Origin of the sequence: Lutibacter sp. (genome assembly GCF_030692605.1) — a bacterium.
Lineage (GTDB): Bacteria > Bacteroidota > Bacteroidia > Flavobacteriales > Flavobacteriaceae > Lutibacter.
The window spans coordinates 108,546-126,961 of the sequence record NZ_JAUYUD010000049.1 but is presented as its reverse complement, the minus strand read 5'-3'; the positions used below and the strand labels follow the sequence as shown (position 1 = coordinate 126,961).

General features: G+C 30.4%; 14 protein-coding genes. 5 read left to right on the top strand and 9 right to left on the bottom strand.

Going from position 1 to position 18,416, the window contains the following annotated elements:
- Positions 1 to 614: 614 nt before the first annotated feature.
- The 5 genes from Q8S45_RS04860 to Q8S45_RS04840 form a co-directional block, all read right to left on the bottom strand.
- Positions 615 to 1,109 (bottom strand): CAP domain-containing protein, encoded by a 495-nt coding sequence (locus tag Q8S45_RS04860; RefSeq protein WP_305601769.1) that lies wholly within the window; start codon positions 1,107 to 1,109, stop codon positions 615 to 617.
- A 28-nt stretch (positions 1,110 to 1,137) separates the two neighbouring features.
- Positions 1,138 to 1,398, bottom strand: a complete 261-nt coding sequence (locus tag Q8S45_RS04855; protein WP_305601767.1) for a hypothetical protein — start codon at positions 1,396 to 1,398, stop codon at positions 1,138 to 1,140.
- 299 nt (positions 1,399 to 1,697) lie between these two features.
- On the bottom strand, positions 1,698 to 2,144 hold the full coding sequence (locus Q8S45_RS04850; protein WP_305601764.1) for a MarR family winged helix-turn-helix transcriptional regulator: 447 nt from the start codon (positions 2,142 to 2,144) through the stop codon (positions 1,698 to 1,700).
- A gap of 444 nt (positions 2,145 to 2,588) precedes the next feature.
- Positions 2,589 to 4,358, bottom strand: coding sequence for a translational GTPase TypA (gene typA / locus Q8S45_RS04845; protein ID WP_305601762.1), 1,770 nt, complete (start codon positions 4,356 to 4,358; stop codon positions 2,589 to 2,591).
- Positions 4,359 to 4,511: 153 nt separating this feature from the next.
- Entirely contained in the window at positions 4,512 to 5,678 is a 1,167-nt protein-coding gene (locus Q8S45_RS04840) for a proline dehydrogenase family protein (RefSeq protein WP_305601760.1), read from the bottom strand.
- 86 nt (positions 5,679 to 5,764) lie between these two features.
- On the opposite strand from Q8S45_RS04840, the gene aroB reads away from it, so the two are divergent.
- The gene (aroB, locus tag Q8S45_RS04835; RefSeq protein WP_305601758.1) at positions 5,765 to 6,832 is read left to right on the top strand and encodes a 3-dehydroquinate synthase; all 1,068 of its coding nucleotides are present in this window, start codon (positions 5,765 to 5,767) and stop codon (positions 6,830 to 6,832) included.
- Here aroB and bshA read toward each other — a convergent pair.
- The 4 genes from bshA to dnaB form a co-directional block, all read right to left on the bottom strand.
- Positions 6,829 to 7,962 carry an N-acetyl-alpha-D-glucosaminyl L-malate synthase BshA gene (bshA, locus tag Q8S45_RS04830; protein ID WP_305601756.1) on the bottom strand — a complete coding sequence of 378 codons (1,134 nt, stop codon included), beginning with the start codon at positions 7,960 to 7,962 and terminating at the stop codon, positions 6,829 to 6,831. The genes aroB and bshA overlap by 4 nt on opposite strands.
- Positions 7,963 to 8,092: 130 nt before the next feature.
- The gene (locus Q8S45_RS04825) at positions 8,093 to 8,938 is read right to left on the bottom strand and encodes a transketolase (protein ID WP_305601754.1); all 846 of its coding nucleotides are present in this window, start codon (positions 8,936 to 8,938) and stop codon (positions 8,093 to 8,095) included.
- A gap of 89 nt (positions 8,939 to 9,027) precedes the next feature.
- Positions 9,028 to 10,326, bottom strand: coding sequence for an asparagine synthetase B (locus tag Q8S45_RS04820; RefSeq protein WP_305601748.1), 1,299 nt, complete (start codon positions 10,324 to 10,326; stop codon positions 9,028 to 9,030).
- Entirely contained in the window at positions 10,310 to 11,830 is a 1,521-nt protein-coding gene (dnaB, locus tag Q8S45_RS04815) for a replicative DNA helicase (protein ID WP_305601745.1), read from the bottom strand. The genes Q8S45_RS04820 and dnaB overlap by 17 nt, the downstream gene beginning before the upstream one ends.
- A 182-nt stretch (positions 11,831 to 12,012) precedes the next feature.
- On the opposite strand from dnaB, the gene Q8S45_RS04810 reads away from it, so the two are divergent.
- The 4 genes from Q8S45_RS04810 (at position 12,013) to Q8S45_RS04795 (ending at position 18,402) form a co-directional block, all read left to right on the top strand.
- Positions 12,013 to 13,086: a DUF3810 domain-containing protein gene (locus tag Q8S45_RS04810; RefSeq protein ID WP_305601743.1), complete on the top strand. Its 1,074-nt coding sequence runs from the start codon at positions 12,013 to 12,015 to the stop codon at positions 13,084 to 13,086.
- A 127-nt stretch (positions 13,087 to 13,213) separates the two neighbouring features.
- Positions 13,214 to 16,183 carry an amidohydrolase family protein gene (locus Q8S45_RS04805; RefSeq protein ID WP_305601741.1) on the top strand — a complete coding sequence of 990 codons (2,970 nt, stop codon included), beginning with the start codon at positions 13,214 to 13,216 and terminating at the stop codon, positions 16,181 to 16,183.
- A gap of 18 nt (positions 16,184 to 16,201) precedes the next feature.
- Entirely contained in the window at positions 16,202 to 17,494 is a 1,293-nt protein-coding gene (locus tag Q8S45_RS04800; RefSeq protein ID WP_305601739.1) for an amidohydrolase family protein, read from the top strand.
- Positions 17,495 to 17,598: 104 nt separating this feature from the next.
- Entirely contained in the window at positions 17,599 to 18,402 is an 804-nt protein-coding gene (locus Q8S45_RS04795; RefSeq protein WP_305601737.1) for an RNA methyltransferase, read from the top strand.
- Positions 18,403 to 18,416: the final 14 nt, after the last annotated feature.

The following is an 18,416-nucleotide window of genomic DNA, read 5'->3' as shown; positions in this document are numbered from 1 at the left end:
TTTTAATTGGATAAATGAAAAAACTCAAATCCAAAATGCAAGTAAAGTCAGGTCGTTTAAAGGTTTAATTGTACATATATTTGGAAAACTTGCTGCTTGTTTTTTAAAGCCAATTGTTAACCCTTAATTCGCATTAATAATTAAAAAGTATTGGAAATAAAAAAGATATATTCTACTTTTACACAACCTTTAAGTTCAAGAACAAAAAACAAAAACCTATTTTTTTGTTAAAAAAATAGGTTTAAAATTATCAGTCGTAATACTTGTGTTCATAGAAATTATCGTGGGGACGACAGTTTTTTTCAAGTTATTGCGACTGTTTTAAATAGTAACACTTGTGTTTTAATAAAACAGTTGTAAAATAAATTCTTTACTATACTACCGTTGTGGGGACGACAATTTAAAGATATTTACAACTGTTTTTTTCATGGGGACAACGTACTTCTCAACTTATAATGCGATTCCTGTATGTAACGGCTCTACATATTTGCCATCTTTATTTTTATATTTAAAATATGGCATTAATGTGTTTATATAGATTGTGTTAACACTAAACTTGTTCGTTTTTTTAATATCTTTTCTAATTAAAAACATAATTGTAGGGATTTAAGGTTCTATTTTTGAATAAACATTTGTGTGAAATAATTTCTATCCTTATCATTTTTTTCGGTAGAAATTCCAAAATGAGTATAATTTTCATTTTCAATAATTTTTCTATGTCCTTCACTATTCAGCCAGGCGTTAACGACACCTTCGGCGGAACTAAAACCATAGGCTACATTTTCTCCAACGCTTATTGCTTTGGCATTTTCGACCAAATTTTCGTTTCTAGAAGCAAAATTATCATGACTTACTTTTCCCGTTGATACCATATATGAAGTATGTGTAAGAGCAACAGAAGAAATAATATTCAACACTTCCAATCTATTTAAACCTTTGGAAGCTCTATAATTATTAATCAATTCAAAAATATCAAGTTCGATATTAGAATATGTCTGCTTTGTTTCATTTATTTTTTCAAAATAAATTCCATCATCTTCGGGTGCGCATGAAGTTAACAAAATACTTACAAACACAAATAAGGCTAGTTTTGGGGTAAAGGGTTTCATTGTTTGGGGTTATTTTGGGGTTATACTTTTAAAAAACTATATATAAAATACAGCCGCAACAAAAATCTCGTGCATACCGTTGTGGGAAAGGTGGCAGAAATAATTGATTTGCGGCTGATTTCATGATGCGTTTTTTATTTACTAATTTTAAAACCCTCATTTTAAAATTTGATAAACTAAAAACGTCTTTATTTTCAAATGCATAAGGGCTAGTTTTGCTTTGAAATAACCTATCAAAAAAATTGATAGATGTAGGAAGACAAATAATTGGGGTAATTATTGTATTCATTTTGGGGTTTTGGGGTTTTGGGGTTGATTTATTTATTCTTGTTAATTTCTTTTTAAAGAAGAGGTAGAATCAAGGTTCTTACTAACCATCTAACCATTGAAAAGCATTTTCGAATTGCTCTAAATAAGTATGTGATTACGGTGAAACTACCTCTATAGGGTTGATTTATTTTTACTTTTACTCTTTCATTTTAATTCTAATTTAATTCTTACTTTAATTCTTACTTTAATTTTTGAACGTATTCTATAAAAATTAGGGGTTTAAATTTTTATAGAATACTATTCATCTTTGGGGTTGACTTATTTACTCCTTATTTTTTCCAATAATAGATTGAGTGTATTAATTTCCTTTAAACTTAAATTTTGTACAATACCATGTTCAAATGACGTGTGTACTAATTCTATTTCAGATAAAAGAGCTAAACCGGCTTCTGTAATTCTAATCTCAACCATCCTCCTATTATCTTCATTTTGGTTGCGAGTGATTAAACCTTTTAATCGTAGTTTTTCAACTAAACGAGTTGTATTACTATTTTTGCTCACCATCTCGGCCTGTAATTCTAAAAGATTTGCTGGTGCTCCTTCTAATACTCTCAATGAACGTAATACTTGAAATTGTTGAATTGATAATCCATATTGTTTTAAATGATCTGAAAACTTTTCATTCATCCAATTACCTGTATGCAATATATTTTCAATTGTATAATCAGGTAAGTTAAACTCATCCTTTTTATCTATTTTTTTCAACTTCGGGGGGACAACAATTATCTATACTACTTTTGTATAGACAACAAATGTATATACAAATGTTATAATTACCAAATTTTTTTGTTGAAAACTTCAAAACATCTTATAGTATATTATTAGGGGAATCAATTAATCTATAAATAAAATGATACCTATAAATAAAATAAAATGAATTAGCCAAACTATATAAAACCCTTTATTTACAAGGCTTATAGCTTATCAATACCTCTACTACACCCTTTTCTAAAGAAATAATTATTCATTAGTATTATCTTAAAAATAATTAAAAATATCTAATTATTTAATCACAAAAATTGTTAATAACTTTTGTTATTATATGAAAATTAGACTGTTATTTGATCAATTATTCACAAAAATTAGCATTATTTCAAAAAAAAATCGCTTCTTTTTGAGAAGCGATTTAAGATTTTTAAGTACTAAAATTTATCTAAAATCAATTTTTCGCATACGTAAACTAAGTGGTGTAACTTCTAAATATTCATCATCCTTAATATATTCCATACATTCTTCTAATGACAAATCAACTTTTGGTGCAATCTTAACACTATCATCAGTTCCTGATTTACGAACGTTTGTTAATTTTTTACCTTTTATTAAATTAACAGCCATGTCTTCTTGCTTGTTGTTTTCTCCAACCACTTGTCCTTTGTAAATTTCTTGATTTGGATCGATAAAAAACTTACCTCTATCTTGCAATTTATCTATTGAATAGGCCGTTGCTTTTCCTGTTTCTGCAGAAACAATTGCACCATTGTTTGAAGTAGAAATATCTCCTTTATAAGCATCAAAACCACGTAATCTATGATTTATAATAGCTTCTCCTTGCGTAGCTGTTAATATTTTATTACGTAACCCTATTAAACCTCTTGATGGAATATCAAACTCTAAATGCTGTAAATCTCCTTTAGGCTCCATCACCAACATATCTCCCTTTCTAAGGCTAACTAAATTAATAGCTTTACTTGCAGACTCTTCAGGAACATTAATTACCAATATTTCGTACGGCTCACATTTAACACCATCAATTTCTTTTATAATTACTTGGGGACGTCCCACTTGCATTTCATACCCTTCCCTACGCATTGTTTCAATTAAAACTGATAAATGAAGAATTCCTCGTCCGAAAACATTAAACTTATCTTCAGTATCGGTATCTTCAACTCTTAATGCTAAATTCTTTTCAGTTTCTTTATACAATCTATCTCGCAAGTGACGAGAAGTAACGTATTTACCTTCTTTACCATAAAAGGGAGAATTGTTAATTGTAAACAACATACTCATAGTAGGTTCGTCTACTTTTAATCTTGGTAATGCTTCAGGATTTTCTAAATCAGCAATTGTATCACCAATTTCAAAATCATCTAAACCTGTTATTGCACAGATATCTCCACTTCTTACTGAATCTACTCTATCCTTTCCTAATCCTTCAAAAGTATGCAATTCTTTTATTCTTACTTTTTTAAAGCTTCCGTCTGCTTTACATAGCATATAATCTTTTCCTTCTAACAATTCACCTCGGTACACTCGTCCAATAGCAATTCTTCCTACAAAAGAAGTAAAATCTAATGAAGTAATTTGCATTTGGGCTGTTCCTTGATAATTAGGAGCTTCAGGAATATTTGCTAATATTGAATCTAAAAGAGGAATAATATTGTCTGTTTCTTCTTTCCAATCATAATTCATCCAACCGTGTTTGGCTGAACCATATATTGTTTTAAATTCTAGTTGTTCTTCTGTTGCGTCTAACGCAAACATTAAATCAAATACTTTTTCATGTACAATATCTGGTGTGCAATTTGGTTTATCAACCTTATTCACCACTAAAATTGGCGTTAACCCAAGTTCCAAAGCTTTTCCTAATACAAAACGAGTTTGAGGCATAGGCCCTTCAAAAGCATCAACTAATAATAAAACCCCATCAGCCATTTTAAGAACACGCTCTACTTCACCTCCAAAATCGGCGTGCCCTGGAGTATCAATTATATTAATTTTTACATCTTTATAGATGATTGATACATTTTTTGATAAAATAGTGATTCCTCTTTCACGTTCTAAATCGTTATTATCTAATAACAAATCTGTACGAACTTTCCTATCATCTAAAATATGAGCTTGATCTATAATTTTGTCTACCAAGGTAGTTTTACCGTGATCGACGTGGGCAATAATGGCAATATTTCTAATTGACTGCATGTTTGTTTTTTTGAGAGGTGCAAAAATAGTCGTTTTATATTTATAATTACTATAAATAAAAAAATAAGATTTAAAATTAACAAATTGAAAATCAATCAAATAAAAAAGAACTGAAATTTCAGCTCTTTTTATAACACTATGTTTACAACTATATTATATTTTTCTACGTTCTCTCTCTCTCTTTAGAAGTTCTAATTCTCTATTTGTTTGCCCAGCAACAGATGTGTTTTCTTCTGCTCGTCTAATTAAATAAGGCATTACATCTCTTACAGGTCCAAATGGCAAATACTTAGCAACGTTAAAACCTTCTTTTGCCAAATTGTAACTAATATGGTCACTCATACCGTACAACTGACCAAACCAAATTCTTTTATTGTTTTTATCCAAATTTTCTTTTTCAATTAAATCCATCAATAAATAAGAACTTTCTTCATTATGAGTGCCTGCAAAAACAGCCATATCGTTAATATTGTTTATCATGTATTTTAGAACATCATTAAACATTTTATCGGTAGCCTCTTTGGTTTCACAAATAGGGTCTTTATAATTCATTTCCTCGGCTCTTTCACGTTCCTTTTCCATATATGCTCCACGAACCAATTTCATACCTACTTTGAATCCTTTTTCTTTTGCTCTTTTATGCAATTCTTGTAAATAAACCATTCTATCCCATCTATATAATTGTAAGGTTCCAAATACAATTACTTTTTCTTTATTGTATTTTTCCATCATTGATTCAATTAAATCATCTGCAGCACCTTGCATCCATGTTTCTTCTGCATCAATTAACAATGGAACATTATTATCAAAAGCTGCTTTACTTACAATATTATATCGCTCTTGTATACGTTTCCATTCATTTTTTTCATGGTCATCTAATTCTTTACCCTCTGTAATTTTTTGATAGATACTTATTTTTCCAAAACCAGTTGGTTTAAATACTGCAAATGGGATGCTAGTTTTTTCTGTCCCAAATTTAATTGTGTTCAATGTTTTTTCCATTGCTAAATCAAACTGCTCTTCTACCTCTTTCCCTTCTGCAGAATAATCTAAAACAGAATGTACATTTTTAGTATACATTTTTTCAATAACAGACATACAGTCCTTTTCGTTAATACCTCCACAAAAATGATCAAAAACGGTGGCTCTAATAATTCCTTCAACAGGTAAGTGTGTTCTTAACGCAAATCTGGTAACCGCTGTGCCAATTTTTACAAGAGGTTCGCGCTTTATCATTTCAAATAAATAATATGCTCTATCTACCTCAGAATTTGACTTTAACGCAAATGCAACTTCGGTATTATTAAATAAGTTTTTCATGGATTAAATAAGTTTCTACAAAGATACTTACAAACCATTTCATTCTTATTTTTTTTCTTCTTATTTTGCACCAAATTTTAACCAAAATGACACCTATTTTATCCAATAATTATTTCATTTTTTTTAATAATGAAGCGTACGAAGCTTTAAATAAATATATTCATTCAAAGCGTCCGTCAATAATTTTTTTATTGGTTGATGAAAACACACATGAACATTGTTTACCTATAGTCTTGCAACAAATTGAAACAAAAACTATTATTGAAATTATTGAAATTGAAGCAGGTGAAAAATTTAAAAACATTGAAACATGTTCTGGAGTATGGAATGCATTAACTGAATTAGGTTGTGATAGAAAAAGTTTAATTATTAATGTAGGAGGTGGTGTAATAACCGACCTTGGAGGATTTGTTGCATCTACCTTTAAAAGAGGAATAGATTTTGTAAATATTCCAACTACTTTATTAAGTATGGTTGATGCCTCTGTAGGGGGTAAAACTGGTATAGATTTGGGTGTTTTAAAAAATCAAATTGGGTTATTTTCTAATCCTGAATTAGTTGTTATAGATCCTCAATTTTTAAAAACCATTTCAAAACGAGAATTAATATCTGGACTAGCAGAAATTATTAAATATGGACTCACCTATGATATTCATATTTGGAATGAAATAATGTCATATAAAGAATTTAATACCAATAATTTAAGTTCATTAATTCATCGTTCAATTGAAATTAAAAATGAAGTTGTTTTAAAAGATCCTAAAGAGGCTGGATTACGCAAAATTTTAAATTTTGGACATACTTTAGGCCACGCCATTGAATCCTATTTTTTAGAAAATGACTTAAAAGATAACTTAACACACGGCGAAGCAATTGCAATTGGAATGATTACTGAAAGCTTCCTATCTATGAAATTGAAAAATTTTGCAGAAGAAAAAGTAGCATTGATAAAAAAAATAATTCTCAATATTTATGGTTCTGTTAATATTTCTAAGGAAGATTATAAACCAATAATGGAATTATTAATTCATGACAAAAAGAATGTAGGTGGTGCTGTTAAATTTGTATTATTAAATGACTTTGAGAAGTTTAATTTAGATTGTGAAGCTAGTAACAAACTAATTATTGAAGCCTTAGATTATTACAACGCTTAACAACAATCTTTTTTTACATTTCTATATACATTTTTATAACTTGGTAAAATATTTTGTAAACTAAAATTCTTTGCTTGATTTAGTGCATTGGTTTTAAAATTCTGTAAACGCTCTTCATCCTCTAAGATAAATAGTGAATTTTGAGCCATTTCATCAATATTACCTACATCACTTAAAAAACCTGTTACTCCTTGAACATTAACTTCAGGTAATCCTCCTGCATTTGTTGATATCACAGGAGTTCTAGCCGCCATTGCTTCCAATGCTGCCAATCCAAAACTTTCCGTTTCAGAGGGCAATAAAAATAAGTCTGAATAACATAATAACTTATTTACATCGTTACTATTTCCTAAAAAAAGAATTTTATCAAAAATATCTAAATCTTTCGCAAGTCCTTCTATATTTTCTTTATCTGGACCTTCACCTACAAGCAACAATTTTGCAGGTATTTTTTGCTGAATTTTATCAAATATTTTAATCACATCCACCGCCCTTTTTACAGGTCTAAGATTACTAATATGAGTTATAATTCGCTCTTCTGGCTTTGCAATAGTATGCCGCAAACATTCCTCAGAATTAATTTCAGGATATTGATTAAAATCAATGAAATTATGTATTACATGAATCTCTTTTTTTATTGAAAATAAACGTAGAGTATCTTGTTTTAAACTTTCAGAGACAGTAGTTACAGCATCAGAATTATTGATGCTAAATTCAACGGCAGTTCTATAATTTGGATGACTTCCAACTAAGGTTATATCGGTGCCATGTAAGGTTGTTACTACTTTTACATCAATGTTCTTTTCCTTTAGCATTTGTTTTGCCATATATGCAGCATAGGCATGTGGAATTGCATAATGTACATGTAAAATTTCAAGATCAAATTCTTCAACAACTTCAACCATTTTACTCGACAATGCAAGTTCATAAGGTTGAAAATGAAATAATGAATATTCTTCTACAAAGACTTCATGAAAATGAATTTGATTTGAAATAAAATCCAGTCTAACTGGCTGCTTATAAGTAATAAAATGTACTTGATGACCTCTTTGAGCAAGTGCCATCCCTAATTCGGTGGCTACCACTCCACTTCCGCCAAATGTTGGATAACAAACTATTCCTATTTTCATTTTTATAATTTAGCAGTTAGTATTTGGTATCAAGTATTTTGTATTAGGCATTTAGTTTTGAGAAATAAGACTTAAGTTTTGTTGATCCATAGTCTTTCAAAATTTATAACCTTTAACTTTTAACTAATTTTTAATAATCTCCTAGTGTTTCTGGATTTTGAGCTAATGCTGATTCTAATTGAGCATCTCCAGGCGCTTTTCCATGCCAAGCATGTGTATTCATCATAAAATCAACACCGTTCCCCATTTCAGTATGTAGTAAAATACAAATTGGTTTCCCTTTTCCTGTTAGTGATTTAGCCTCCATTAAACTTGCTTTAATACTTTCAATATCATTTCCTTTTATAACTTCCAATACAACCCAGCCAAAAGCTTCAAATTTTGCTCTTAAATCGCCCAATGGCATTACCTCATTGGTAGAACCATCAATTTGTTTTTTATTATAATCAACTGTGGCAATCAAATTATCTACTTTTTTACCAGCGGCATACATCATTGATTCCCAGATTTGCCCTTCTTGCAATTCACCATCTCCATGTAAACAATACACTAATTTAGAATCTCCATTTAGTTTTTTAGCTTGAGCAGCACCAATGGCAACACTCATTCCTTGTCCTAAAGACCCAGATGCTATTCTAACACCTGGCAACCCTTCATGCGTAGTTGGGTGCCCTTGCAAACGTGTGTTTAATTTTCTAAAAGTAGCCAATTCACTTACTGGAAAAAATCCACTTCTAGCCAAAACACTATAAAATACAGGTGAAATATGCCCGTTAGAGAGGAAAAATAAATCCTCATTTTTACCATCCATCGAAAAATTAGAATTATAGTCCATTATATCTTGGTACAAAACGGTTAAAAATTCGTTACAACCTAGTGATCCTCCAGGGTGTCCTGATTGTACTGCATGAACCATTCTAATAATATCTCTCCGCACTTGTTGTGCAAAATCTTGTAATTGCTTTGTTGTTGGCATTTTTTGATAATTTATGGGCAAAAGTAAGGTTTTTGAATTTTGAAATCATAGATTATACTATCATTTTATTTCCCGGTTATTAACAATTATTAAGTTTTCTGCTTTTTCTTTTTAGCTGCAGGAAATAATACATTGTTTAAAATTAACCGATAACCCGGTGAAGTAGGATGCAAGTCCAATTCTGTTTTAGCATCGCCTACTCTATGCTGATAATCTTCTGGATCGTGTCCACCATAAAACGTAAATAATCCTTTTCCAAAAACGCCATGAATATATCGGGCCTCTTGGTTTGATTTATTTTCACCCATAACTAAAACATCCGACTTAATTGTACTTCTATCAAAAGAGGTTGTTTGGCCCATAAACCCTTTTACCATTGAGGTATGATTTTGACATAACATGGTAGGAATTGGATCCCATTTAGCGGAATATTCTTGCAAAGAAAAATAGTCTGCAGTTCTTGTAATGTTTCGTTTACGAGTCATATCAATTGAAGAAAATTCGTATTCTTCGGGATTTCTAACTAAAGTAAAATCTTTAAAAGCAAAAGTTTTGGAAAAGTCAATTTTTTCTTGATAATTTATTTCTGAAATATCTCCATCAAACATTGATTCGCAAATATCAACACCTTGAGAAGCCAAAGCTATGTCAAAACTATCTGTTGCTGAACACATTGCAAACATAAAACCACCTCCGGCTACAAAATTTTTAATTTTAATAGCTACTTCTAGTTTTTGTTGAGAAACTTTTGAATATCCTAATTTAGATGCCAGTAATTCAGCTTCTTTTTTCTGCTCAATATACCATGGCGCCATTCTATAAGCTCCATAAAATCTACCATATTGTCCAGTAAAATCTTCGTGGTGCAAATGTAACCACTCATATAAAATTAACTGATCTTCTAAAACTTCTTCATCATAAATTACATCAAAGGGAATTTCTGCATAAGATAAAACCATTGTAACAGCATCATCCCATGGAAGATTTGCTTTAGGTGAATAAACTGCAATCTTTGGTGCTTTTTCTAAATCTACCGCTTCCATATTTTTAGAAGGACTGCTTATTTCTTCTAAGATTTGAAATGCAGCTGTGTCTGAAATAACTTGATAACTTACTCCTCTAATTTTACATTCTCTACGAGTAGGTTCATCATCTTCTAACAAAAAAGATCCACCTTGATAATTAAGGAGCCATTTTGCTTTATTTCCTTTTTGAAGAGACCAATAGGTTATTCCATATGCTTTTAAATGATTTACTTGTGAAACATCATCCATCGGAATTAATATAAAAGAAGCATAGCTAGAAAAGCTACATAAAAAACAAAGTAAATAAATGCTATATTTTATGTGCTTTTCAATTTTAAAATAAGTTTTAAAATGGGCTATCATCTTCATCTAAATTATCTGGTAACCCAAAAGCGTCTCGTGGAATTACATTTGCACTTTGAGGAACTGCATTCATTTTTGATTGAAATTCACTTCCGTAATTATCATCCAAGTTAGTAAATTGTGCTAAATGACCTATAAATTTCAACTTAATATTATCTAAGCCTCCATTTCTATGTTTTGCAACAATAAATTCAGCTTGTCCTTCACAAGGAGTTCGTTCTTCATCATCCCATTCTTGATGACCATAATATTCTGGTCTGTATATAAATGAAACAATATCTGCATCTTGTTCAATTGCACCAGATTCACGTAGATCTGAAAGAAGCGGTCTTTTGCTTCCTCCCCTAGTTTCTACAGCACGTGAAAGTTGAGAAAGTGCAATAACTGGAATTGCCAACTCTTTTGCCAAGGCTTTTAAGTTTCTCGAAATAGTAGAAATTTCTTGCTCCCTGTTACCACCTCCTTTTTGGGAAGTTCCAGCAGTCATTAACTGTAAATAATCAATTACCACTACTTTTATACCATATTGGGATGCTAACCTTCTTGCTTTTGCTCTTAAATCAAAAATAGAAAGTGATGGTGAATCATCAATATATATAGGCGCATTTGATAAATTCTTCACCTTTACATTCAACTGCTCCCATTCGTGTCGTTCTAAATTTCCTTTTCTTAATTTACTTGAAGAAATTCCTGTTTCACTCGAAATCATACGAGTAATAAGCTGAACTGAAGACATCTCTAAAGAAAAAATAGCCACAGGAATATCAAAATCTATCGCCATATTTTTTGCCATAGACATTACAAACGCAGTTTTACCCATACCTGGACGAGCTGCCAAAATAATTAAATCTGAAGGTTGCCATCCTGATGTTAATTCGTCTAACCGTGTAAATCCTGTTGGAACTCCACTCATTCCTTTTTTATTGGCAATTTCTTGAATTTTTTTAATAGCCTGACTAACAAGACCTTGTGCATCTTCTGAACCCTTCTTTAAGTTTCCTTGTGTAACTTCAAATAATTTGGTTTCAGCATTATCTAACAAATCAAATACATCTACCGTTTCATCATACGCTTCTTCAATAATTTCAGATGAAATAGAAATTAATTTACGTTGAATGTATTTTTGTAGAATAATTCGAGCGTGAAATTCAATATGAGCAGATGAAGCAACTTTTTGAGTTAAACCAACCAAATAAAAATCGCCTCCAACTGCATCTAAATTCTCTGATTTTCTTAAATGATTAGATACCGTAAGTAAATCTATCGGTTGTGAATTTTGAAACAAATCAAAAATCGCCTGATAAATTAGCTGATTTGATTTTTTATAAAACGCATCGGAGTGTAAAATATCAATAATATCATCTACTCCTTTCTTATCAATCAGCATAGCCCCTAAAACAGCCTCCTCTAAATCAATAGCTTGCGGTGGAATTTTACCTTTTTCCAAGTTAATTACAGAAGTTCTTTTGGTGCTAATGGATTGTACGGATTGTAAATTTTTCACTCGATGATATTTTTTTTTTAATATTTTTTAAAGGATTTTCAACTAAAGCAAATGTAAATTTTAATAGCCAATATGAGCTATTTTTTCGATTTTATTTTTCACAATTGTTGTTAATAAGTGGCTAAAATGTTAACAACTAATTTTTTAAATTTTCAAACGAATAAAATTGTTAAATTTGATTTATGAAGCATCAAAAAATCTTTAAAATTTTGACCTTAATTTTGATTATGCAATGGGCATTTATCAAATTAATTTCTCAATTTCCTACTATTATTGAAAATTATTATTCAAATGGTATTTATCCAATCATCGCTTTTTTATTTAGATTCCTTTTTGGATGGATTCCCTTTTCAATAGGTGATTTGTTTTATGTTGGAATGGTTATTGTTTTAGGATATTGGCTATTTCAATATGTTAAACAAGAGGGTGTTACCTTAAAAAATACCCTTTACAAATTTGGAGCATTTGCATCTGTATTGTTTTTCCTATTTCATTTAAATTGGGGTTTAAATTATCAGCGATTAAGACTTTTTGATACCCTTCAATTAGAAAATAACACCTACACACAAGATGATTTATTACTTTTTACAAATGAACTTATTGTAAAAACGAATGAGCTTCATTTAAAAATAACCAAGGCTGATGATGTTGTTGAAAATCAATTATCCAAACAACAAATTAGAGAAAAAGCACAAAATAGTTATATCTCATTAGCTCAAAAATTTCCTCAATTTACATTTAAAACAGCTTCGGTAAAAAATTCCATTTTTAGCTTGCCACTCACGTACATGGGATTTGCAGGTTATTTAAACCCGTTTACCAATGAAGCTCAAGTTAATGGATTAATTCCTAAAAATAATTATCCTGCTACACTTTGCCATGAGCTTGCACATCAAGCTGGTATTGCATCTGAAAGCGAAGCTAGTTTTGTAGGTTATTTGGCTGCAACTAATTATAATGATCTTTATTATAATTATTCTGGCTACATAATGGCCTTAAATTATTGCTTATCTGAAATATTCAAAAATGATGAAGAAATTTTTAAACATACCATTACTAAACTTAATAGTGGTATTTTAAAAGATATGCAAAACAGTAGTGACTTTTGGCAATCTTACCAGAATTGGTCAGAAAAATATTTCAAAACTTTTTACGATTATTTTTTAAAATTTAATAAGCAAAAAGATGGAATGAAAGAATACAATAAAGTAGTTGCATTACTCATTAATTATCATAAAAAAGAAAAACTCAACTAAACTTCATTCGTTTTCAGGCAATAACTTCTTCATTTTTTATTATCTTAAATTTTTGTTAAAATTTCTCTAAATTTTATATAAGAAGTTTAGAAATTTAACTTTACCTAACTAACATAAACTTAACATCATGAAAAAAACTTTTAGTGTGGTTTTGTTGCTTTTATCCTGTATTACTTATGGTCAGGAATATTTTCCAGCAAATACAGAGGTTAAAGTATCTTCAAATAATATTGTTGCCTTTAAAAACGCCAAAATTTATATTACACCTACAACGGTGGTTAACAATGGTATTTTACTCATTGAAAATGGAAAAATTATTGCTTCTGGCACAATGGTAACTATTCCAAAAAATGCCGAAGTAATTGATGTCTCAGGTAAATCCATTTACCCATCTTTTATAGATATTTATTCAAACTTTGGAATGGAAAAACCTAAGAGAGAACCGCAAAATTTTAATAATGCACAATACGATGCAACAAGGTCTGGTTATTACTGGAACGATCATATACGTCCAGAAACCAAAGGATTAGACCATTTTAAATTTGATGATAAATTAGTTTCAGACTATTTAAAGGAAGGTTTTGGAACTGTAAATACACATTTTCAAGATGGGATAATTAGAGGGAATGGAGTTTTAATAGCTCTAAATCCTAATTCAAATGATTCTTATAGAATTATCGATACTAACTCTGCTCAATATTTATCCTTTCAAAAAAGTTCGCAATCTCGTCAAATGTATCCTAATTCATTAATGGGCGCTATGGCTCTAATAAGACAAACTTATTTAGATGCCGATTGGTACGCAAAAGGAATGACGAAAAACAAAGACTTAAGTTTAGAAGCACTCAATAAAAACAAAAATCTTCCTCAAATTTTTGAAGCTGGTTCTAAATTAAATGCATTAAGAGCTGATAAAGTTGGTGATGAATTTGCAGTGCAATATGTGATTGTTGGGGGTGGTGATGAATATGAAAATATTCGAGAAATTAAAAACACAAACGCAACTTTTATTTTACCTTTAAACTTCAGAAAGGCATATGACGTTAGTGATCCATTTTTAGCAGCTGATGTTGATTTGAGTGATTTAAAAAAATGGAATCAAGAGCCTTACAATCCTAAGGTTTTAAATGAAAATGGCGTCCCGTTTGTTTTTACAATGCACAGTTTAAAATCGGTTTCAGAATTTTCTAAAAATTTACAAAAAGCAATTGAAGTTGGTTTAAACAAAACTGCTGCTTTAGAAGCTTTAACAACTGTACCAGCAGCTATTTTAGGGAAATCTCACCTTATTGGCAGTTTAAAAAATGGATCTTATGCCAATTTTTTAATTACTTCTGGAGACTTGTTCGATAAAAATACAATTATTTATGAAAACTGGGTTCAAGGTAAAAAAAATAGCATAAACTCAATGGATATTAAGGATTTAACAGGTTCTTATGATTTAAAATTTAACAATTCTCAATTAAATTTAACCATAACAGGTAAAGCTGATAAACAAACTGCAACCTTGAAAAAGGGAGAAGCAAAAGTAGCATCTAAATTTTCTTTTAAAGACAATTGGATTTATTTACAAGTAAAAAGTGAAATTGATTCTACTAAATATGTACAACTTTCGTCAAGGGTCCAAGCCAATTCATCGGATTTATCGGGTAATGGAATTGATGAAAAAGGAAATACTTTTAACTGGGAAGCTAAAAAATCTGAAAATGATAAAGAAAAAATAACAAAAGAAAAACCAGACAAAAGCCAAGTTGTAGAATCATTTATTCCAGTAACTTTTCCAAATGTAGCTTTCGGTTTTAATGAAAAACCAAAACAAACTGAACTTTTAATAAAAAATGCTACAGTTTGGACAGGTGAAAATCAGGGAATCTTAAAAAATACCGACATTTTAATAAAAAGTGGAAAAATTGTTCAAATCGGGTCAAATATAAACGGTGGTAAAGCAACAATTATAGACGGTACTGGCAAGCATTTAACCGCAGGAATTATTGATGAACATACCCATATTGGAACAGATGCCGTTAACGAAGCAGGACATAATTCTACCGCTGAAGTGAGTATTGAAGATGTTATAAATCCTGACGATATTAAAATTTATAGAAATTTGGCTGGAGGTGTAACATCTGCACAAATTTTACATGGATCAGCCAATCCAATTGGAGGTCGTTCAGCAATTATTAAAATGAAATGGGGTGAAAATGCAACAAACCTTATATATACCAATACTCCTAAGTTTATAAAATTTGCCTTGGGAGAAAATGTAAAACAATCGAGAAGCACCAATGGCACTCGTTTTCCACAAACTAGAATGGGTGTTGAACAACTTTTTATTGATTATTTCCAAAGAGCAAAAGAATACGATGTTTTAAAGAAAAGTGGAAAACCATTTAGAAAAGATATTGAATTAGATATTTTGGCCGAAATTATTAATGGTGAACGTTATATTTCTTGTCATTCTTATGTTCAAAGTGAAATCAATATGTTAATGAAAGTTGCTGAACAATTCAATTTTAAGATCAACACTTTTACACATATTTTAGAAGGCTACAAGGTTGCCGATAAAATGAAAGAACATGGAGTGGGAGCATCTACATTTGCAGATTGGTGGGCGTACAAATTTGAAGTAGTTGATGCTATTCCTCAAAATCCTTCTATATTACACAATGTAGGTGTAACAGTTGCAATTAATTCAGACGATGCAGAAATGGGAAGAAGATTAAACCAAGAAGCCGCAAAATCAATTAAATATGGAAATGTAAGCGAAATTGATGCTTTAAATTTTGTAACCATAAATCCTGCTAAATTACTTCATATAGATCATAGGGTTGGAAGTATCAAAGTTGGAAAAGATGCTGACGTTGTTCTTTGGAGCGACCATCCATTATCTGTTTATGCAAAAGCTGAAAAAACAATTATTGAAGGCGTAATCTATTTTGATATGGAAAAAGATTTAGAACTCAGAACCCAAGTTAAAGAAGAACGCAACAATTTAATTAATTTAATGTTGAATGAAAAAAGTAACGGAGGTGAAACACAGTCGGTTAGAAAAAAACCAGAACAAGATTTCCATTGTGATACCGTATTGCATTACTAAAATTTTAAAAATACAGAAATGAAAAATAAATTTATATTCAAAATAGTTTGTTTCCTATTTATTGGAAACACCATTCTAGCTCAACAAACACCAGCACCTAAGCAATCAACAGATTATAGTATTGAAGGTGCCACCGCTCATATTGGAAATGGTACCATTATAGAAAATTCCTTAATTATGTTTTCAAATGGAAAAATTCAATTTGTTGGAAAAGCTGAAATGAAAATAGCCAGAATAGGAACTGTGATTGATGGTAAAAATCTTCATGTTTATCCAGGTTTTATTGTTGCAAATTCAACATTAGGATTAGGAGAAATAGATGCTGTAAAAGCAACAATAGATGATGAAGAAACTGGAACTATGTTGCCTCATATAAGAAGTTTAATTGCCTATAATGCAGAATCTAAAGTGGTTGAGAGTATGCGACCAAATGGGGTTTTAATGGGGCAAATCACACCTCAAGGTGGTGTAATTTCTGGTACTTCATCTATTGTCCAATTTGATGCGTGGAATTGGGAAGATGCTGCAATAAAAGCAGATGCTGGAATTCATTTAAATTGGCCAAAAAGTTTAACCAGAGGTAGATGGTGGATGGGCGAAGATGCCGGAGCTAAGCCTAATAAAGAATATTCAAATGAAGTTGAAAAATTGAAAACTTATTTATTAGATGGACAACGATATTTAGCAAGTTCAAAAAATCCAAAAAACCTACCTTTCGAGGCTTTAAATGGATTATTTAATGGCTCTAAAAAATTATTTATTGCCGCTGAAAAAGCTAAAGAAATTACAGATGCCATTGCTTTTTGTAATGAATTAGGAATAAAAAATATAGTTTTAGTTTTTAGCAATGAAGCTTATAAAGTAGCAAATTTGATTAAAGAAAATAATATTGCTGTTATAGTTGATAAATCACATAGAACACCCGACCATAACGACGATGATTTTGATTTACCCTATAGAAATGCCCAATTACTAGTTGAAAAAGGAATTACAGTTTGTATTGGAGATACAGGAAGAATGAGTGCGAGAAATTTACCTTTTTATGCAGGTACTTATGCTGCGTATGGTTTAGGTAAAAATGAAGCACTTAAATTAATTACCTTAAATGCAGCCAAAATTTTGGGTATTGATGATATTGTTGGTTCATTAGAGGTCGGTAAACTTGCTACATTATTTATATCTGAAGGTGATGCCCTAGATATGAGAACAAATAAATTAACTCATGCTTTTATTGAAGGTAGAAAAATTAGTCTTGAAACCCACCAAACCGAATTATCAGACAGATATTCGAAAAAATATGGTATTAAATAATTAAAAAACTCCGAAAATTAATTCGGAGTTTTTTTTGTTCAATACTTTCAAATTAAAAAGTTACATCCTAATTATTAGTATCTTCGCACCATATTGTAGCATGTATGTATAAAAAAATTGAAAGCACACATAATTCACTTATCAAAGAGCTATTTCAGCTTAAAGAGAAGTCCAGAAATCGAAAAAAAACGAATACTTTTATGATAGAAGGTGTTCGTGAAATAACTTTGGCAATTCAAGGTAATTATATATTTCAAACACTATTAGTTGATTTTTCATTAGCTGATAAACAGATTTTTGAACAACTATTAAGTGCTATTTCAGTTGAAATTGAAATTATTGAAATTTCAAATACAGTTTATCAAAAATTAGCTCATCGGGATACAACAGAAGGTGTTTTAGTAATAGCTAATTCAAAAAAATTAGAACTCGAAGCTATTTCTTTTGAAACTAAAACACCGCTAATTTTAGTGGCAGAAGCACCTGAAAAACCAGGAAATATTGGAGCATTATTAAGAACAGCGGATGCCGCAGGGGTGGATGCAGTGCTAATTGCAAATCCAAAAACAGATATGTATAATCCCAATATTATTCGTTCAAGTATTGGATGTATTTTTACAAACCAAATAGCTACTGGAAGCACTGATGAAATAATTTCATTCTTAAAAAAAAATACCATTGAAATATACGGCGCTGCTTTAACAGCTTCAAATGTTTACAGCACTATTGATTTTAATAAAGCAAGTGCCATTGTAGTTGGAACTGAAGATGTTGGACTGTCAACTACTTGGTTAGAAAATTCAACTACAAATATTATTATTCCAATGCATGGTAAAATTGATTCGATGAATGTTTCAGTTAGCGCAGCAATTATTCTCTTTGAAGCGGTTAGGCAACGTTCCATTTAATTAAATTCAAATTA

Bases quoted from the DNA above. Each gene is read 5' to 3' on its own strand.
- Q8S45_RS04860 (WP_305601769.1), bottom strand. From the start codon at position 1,109: ATGAAACCCTTTACCCCAAAACTAGCCTTATTTGTGTTTGTAAGTATT.
- Q8S45_RS04855 (WP_305601767.1), bottom strand. From the start codon at position 1,398: ATGAATACAATAATTACCCCAATTATTTGTCTTCCTACATCTATCAAT.
- typA (WP_305601762.1), bottom strand. From the start codon at position 4,358: ATGCAGTCAATTAGAAATATTGCCATTATTGCCCACGTCGATCACGGT.
- Q8S45_RS04840 (WP_305601760.1), bottom strand. From the start codon at position 5,678: ATGAAAAACTTATTTAATAATACCGAAGTTGCATTTGCGTTAAAGTCA.
- aroB (WP_305601758.1), top strand. From the start codon at position 5,765: ATGACACCTATTTTATCCAATAATTATTTCATTTTTTTTAATAATGAA.
- bshA (WP_305601756.1), bottom strand. From the start codon at position 7,962: ATGAAAATAGGAATAGTTTGTTATCCAACATTTGGCGGAAGTGGAGTG.
- Q8S45_RS04825 (WP_305601754.1), bottom strand. From the start codon at position 8,938: ATGCCAACAACAAAGCAATTACAAGATTTTGCACAACAAGTGCGGAGA.
- Q8S45_RS04820 (WP_305601748.1), bottom strand. From the start codon at position 10,326: ATGATAGCCCATTTTAAAACTTATTTTAAAATTGAAAAGCACATAAAA.
- Q8S45_RS04810 (WP_305601743.1), top strand. From the start codon at position 12,013: ATGAAGCATCAAAAAATCTTTAAAATTTTGACCTTAATTTTGATTATG.
- Q8S45_RS04805 (WP_305601741.1), top strand. From the start codon at position 13,214: ATGAAAAAAACTTTTAGTGTGGTTTTGTTGCTTTTATCCTGTATTACT.
- Q8S45_RS04800 (WP_305601739.1), top strand. From the start codon at position 16,202: ATGAAAAATAAATTTATATTCAAAATAGTTTGTTTCCTATTTATTGGA.
- Q8S45_RS04795 (WP_305601737.1), top strand. From the start codon at position 17,599: ATGTATAAAAAAATTGAAAGCACACATAATTCACTTATCAAAGAGCTA.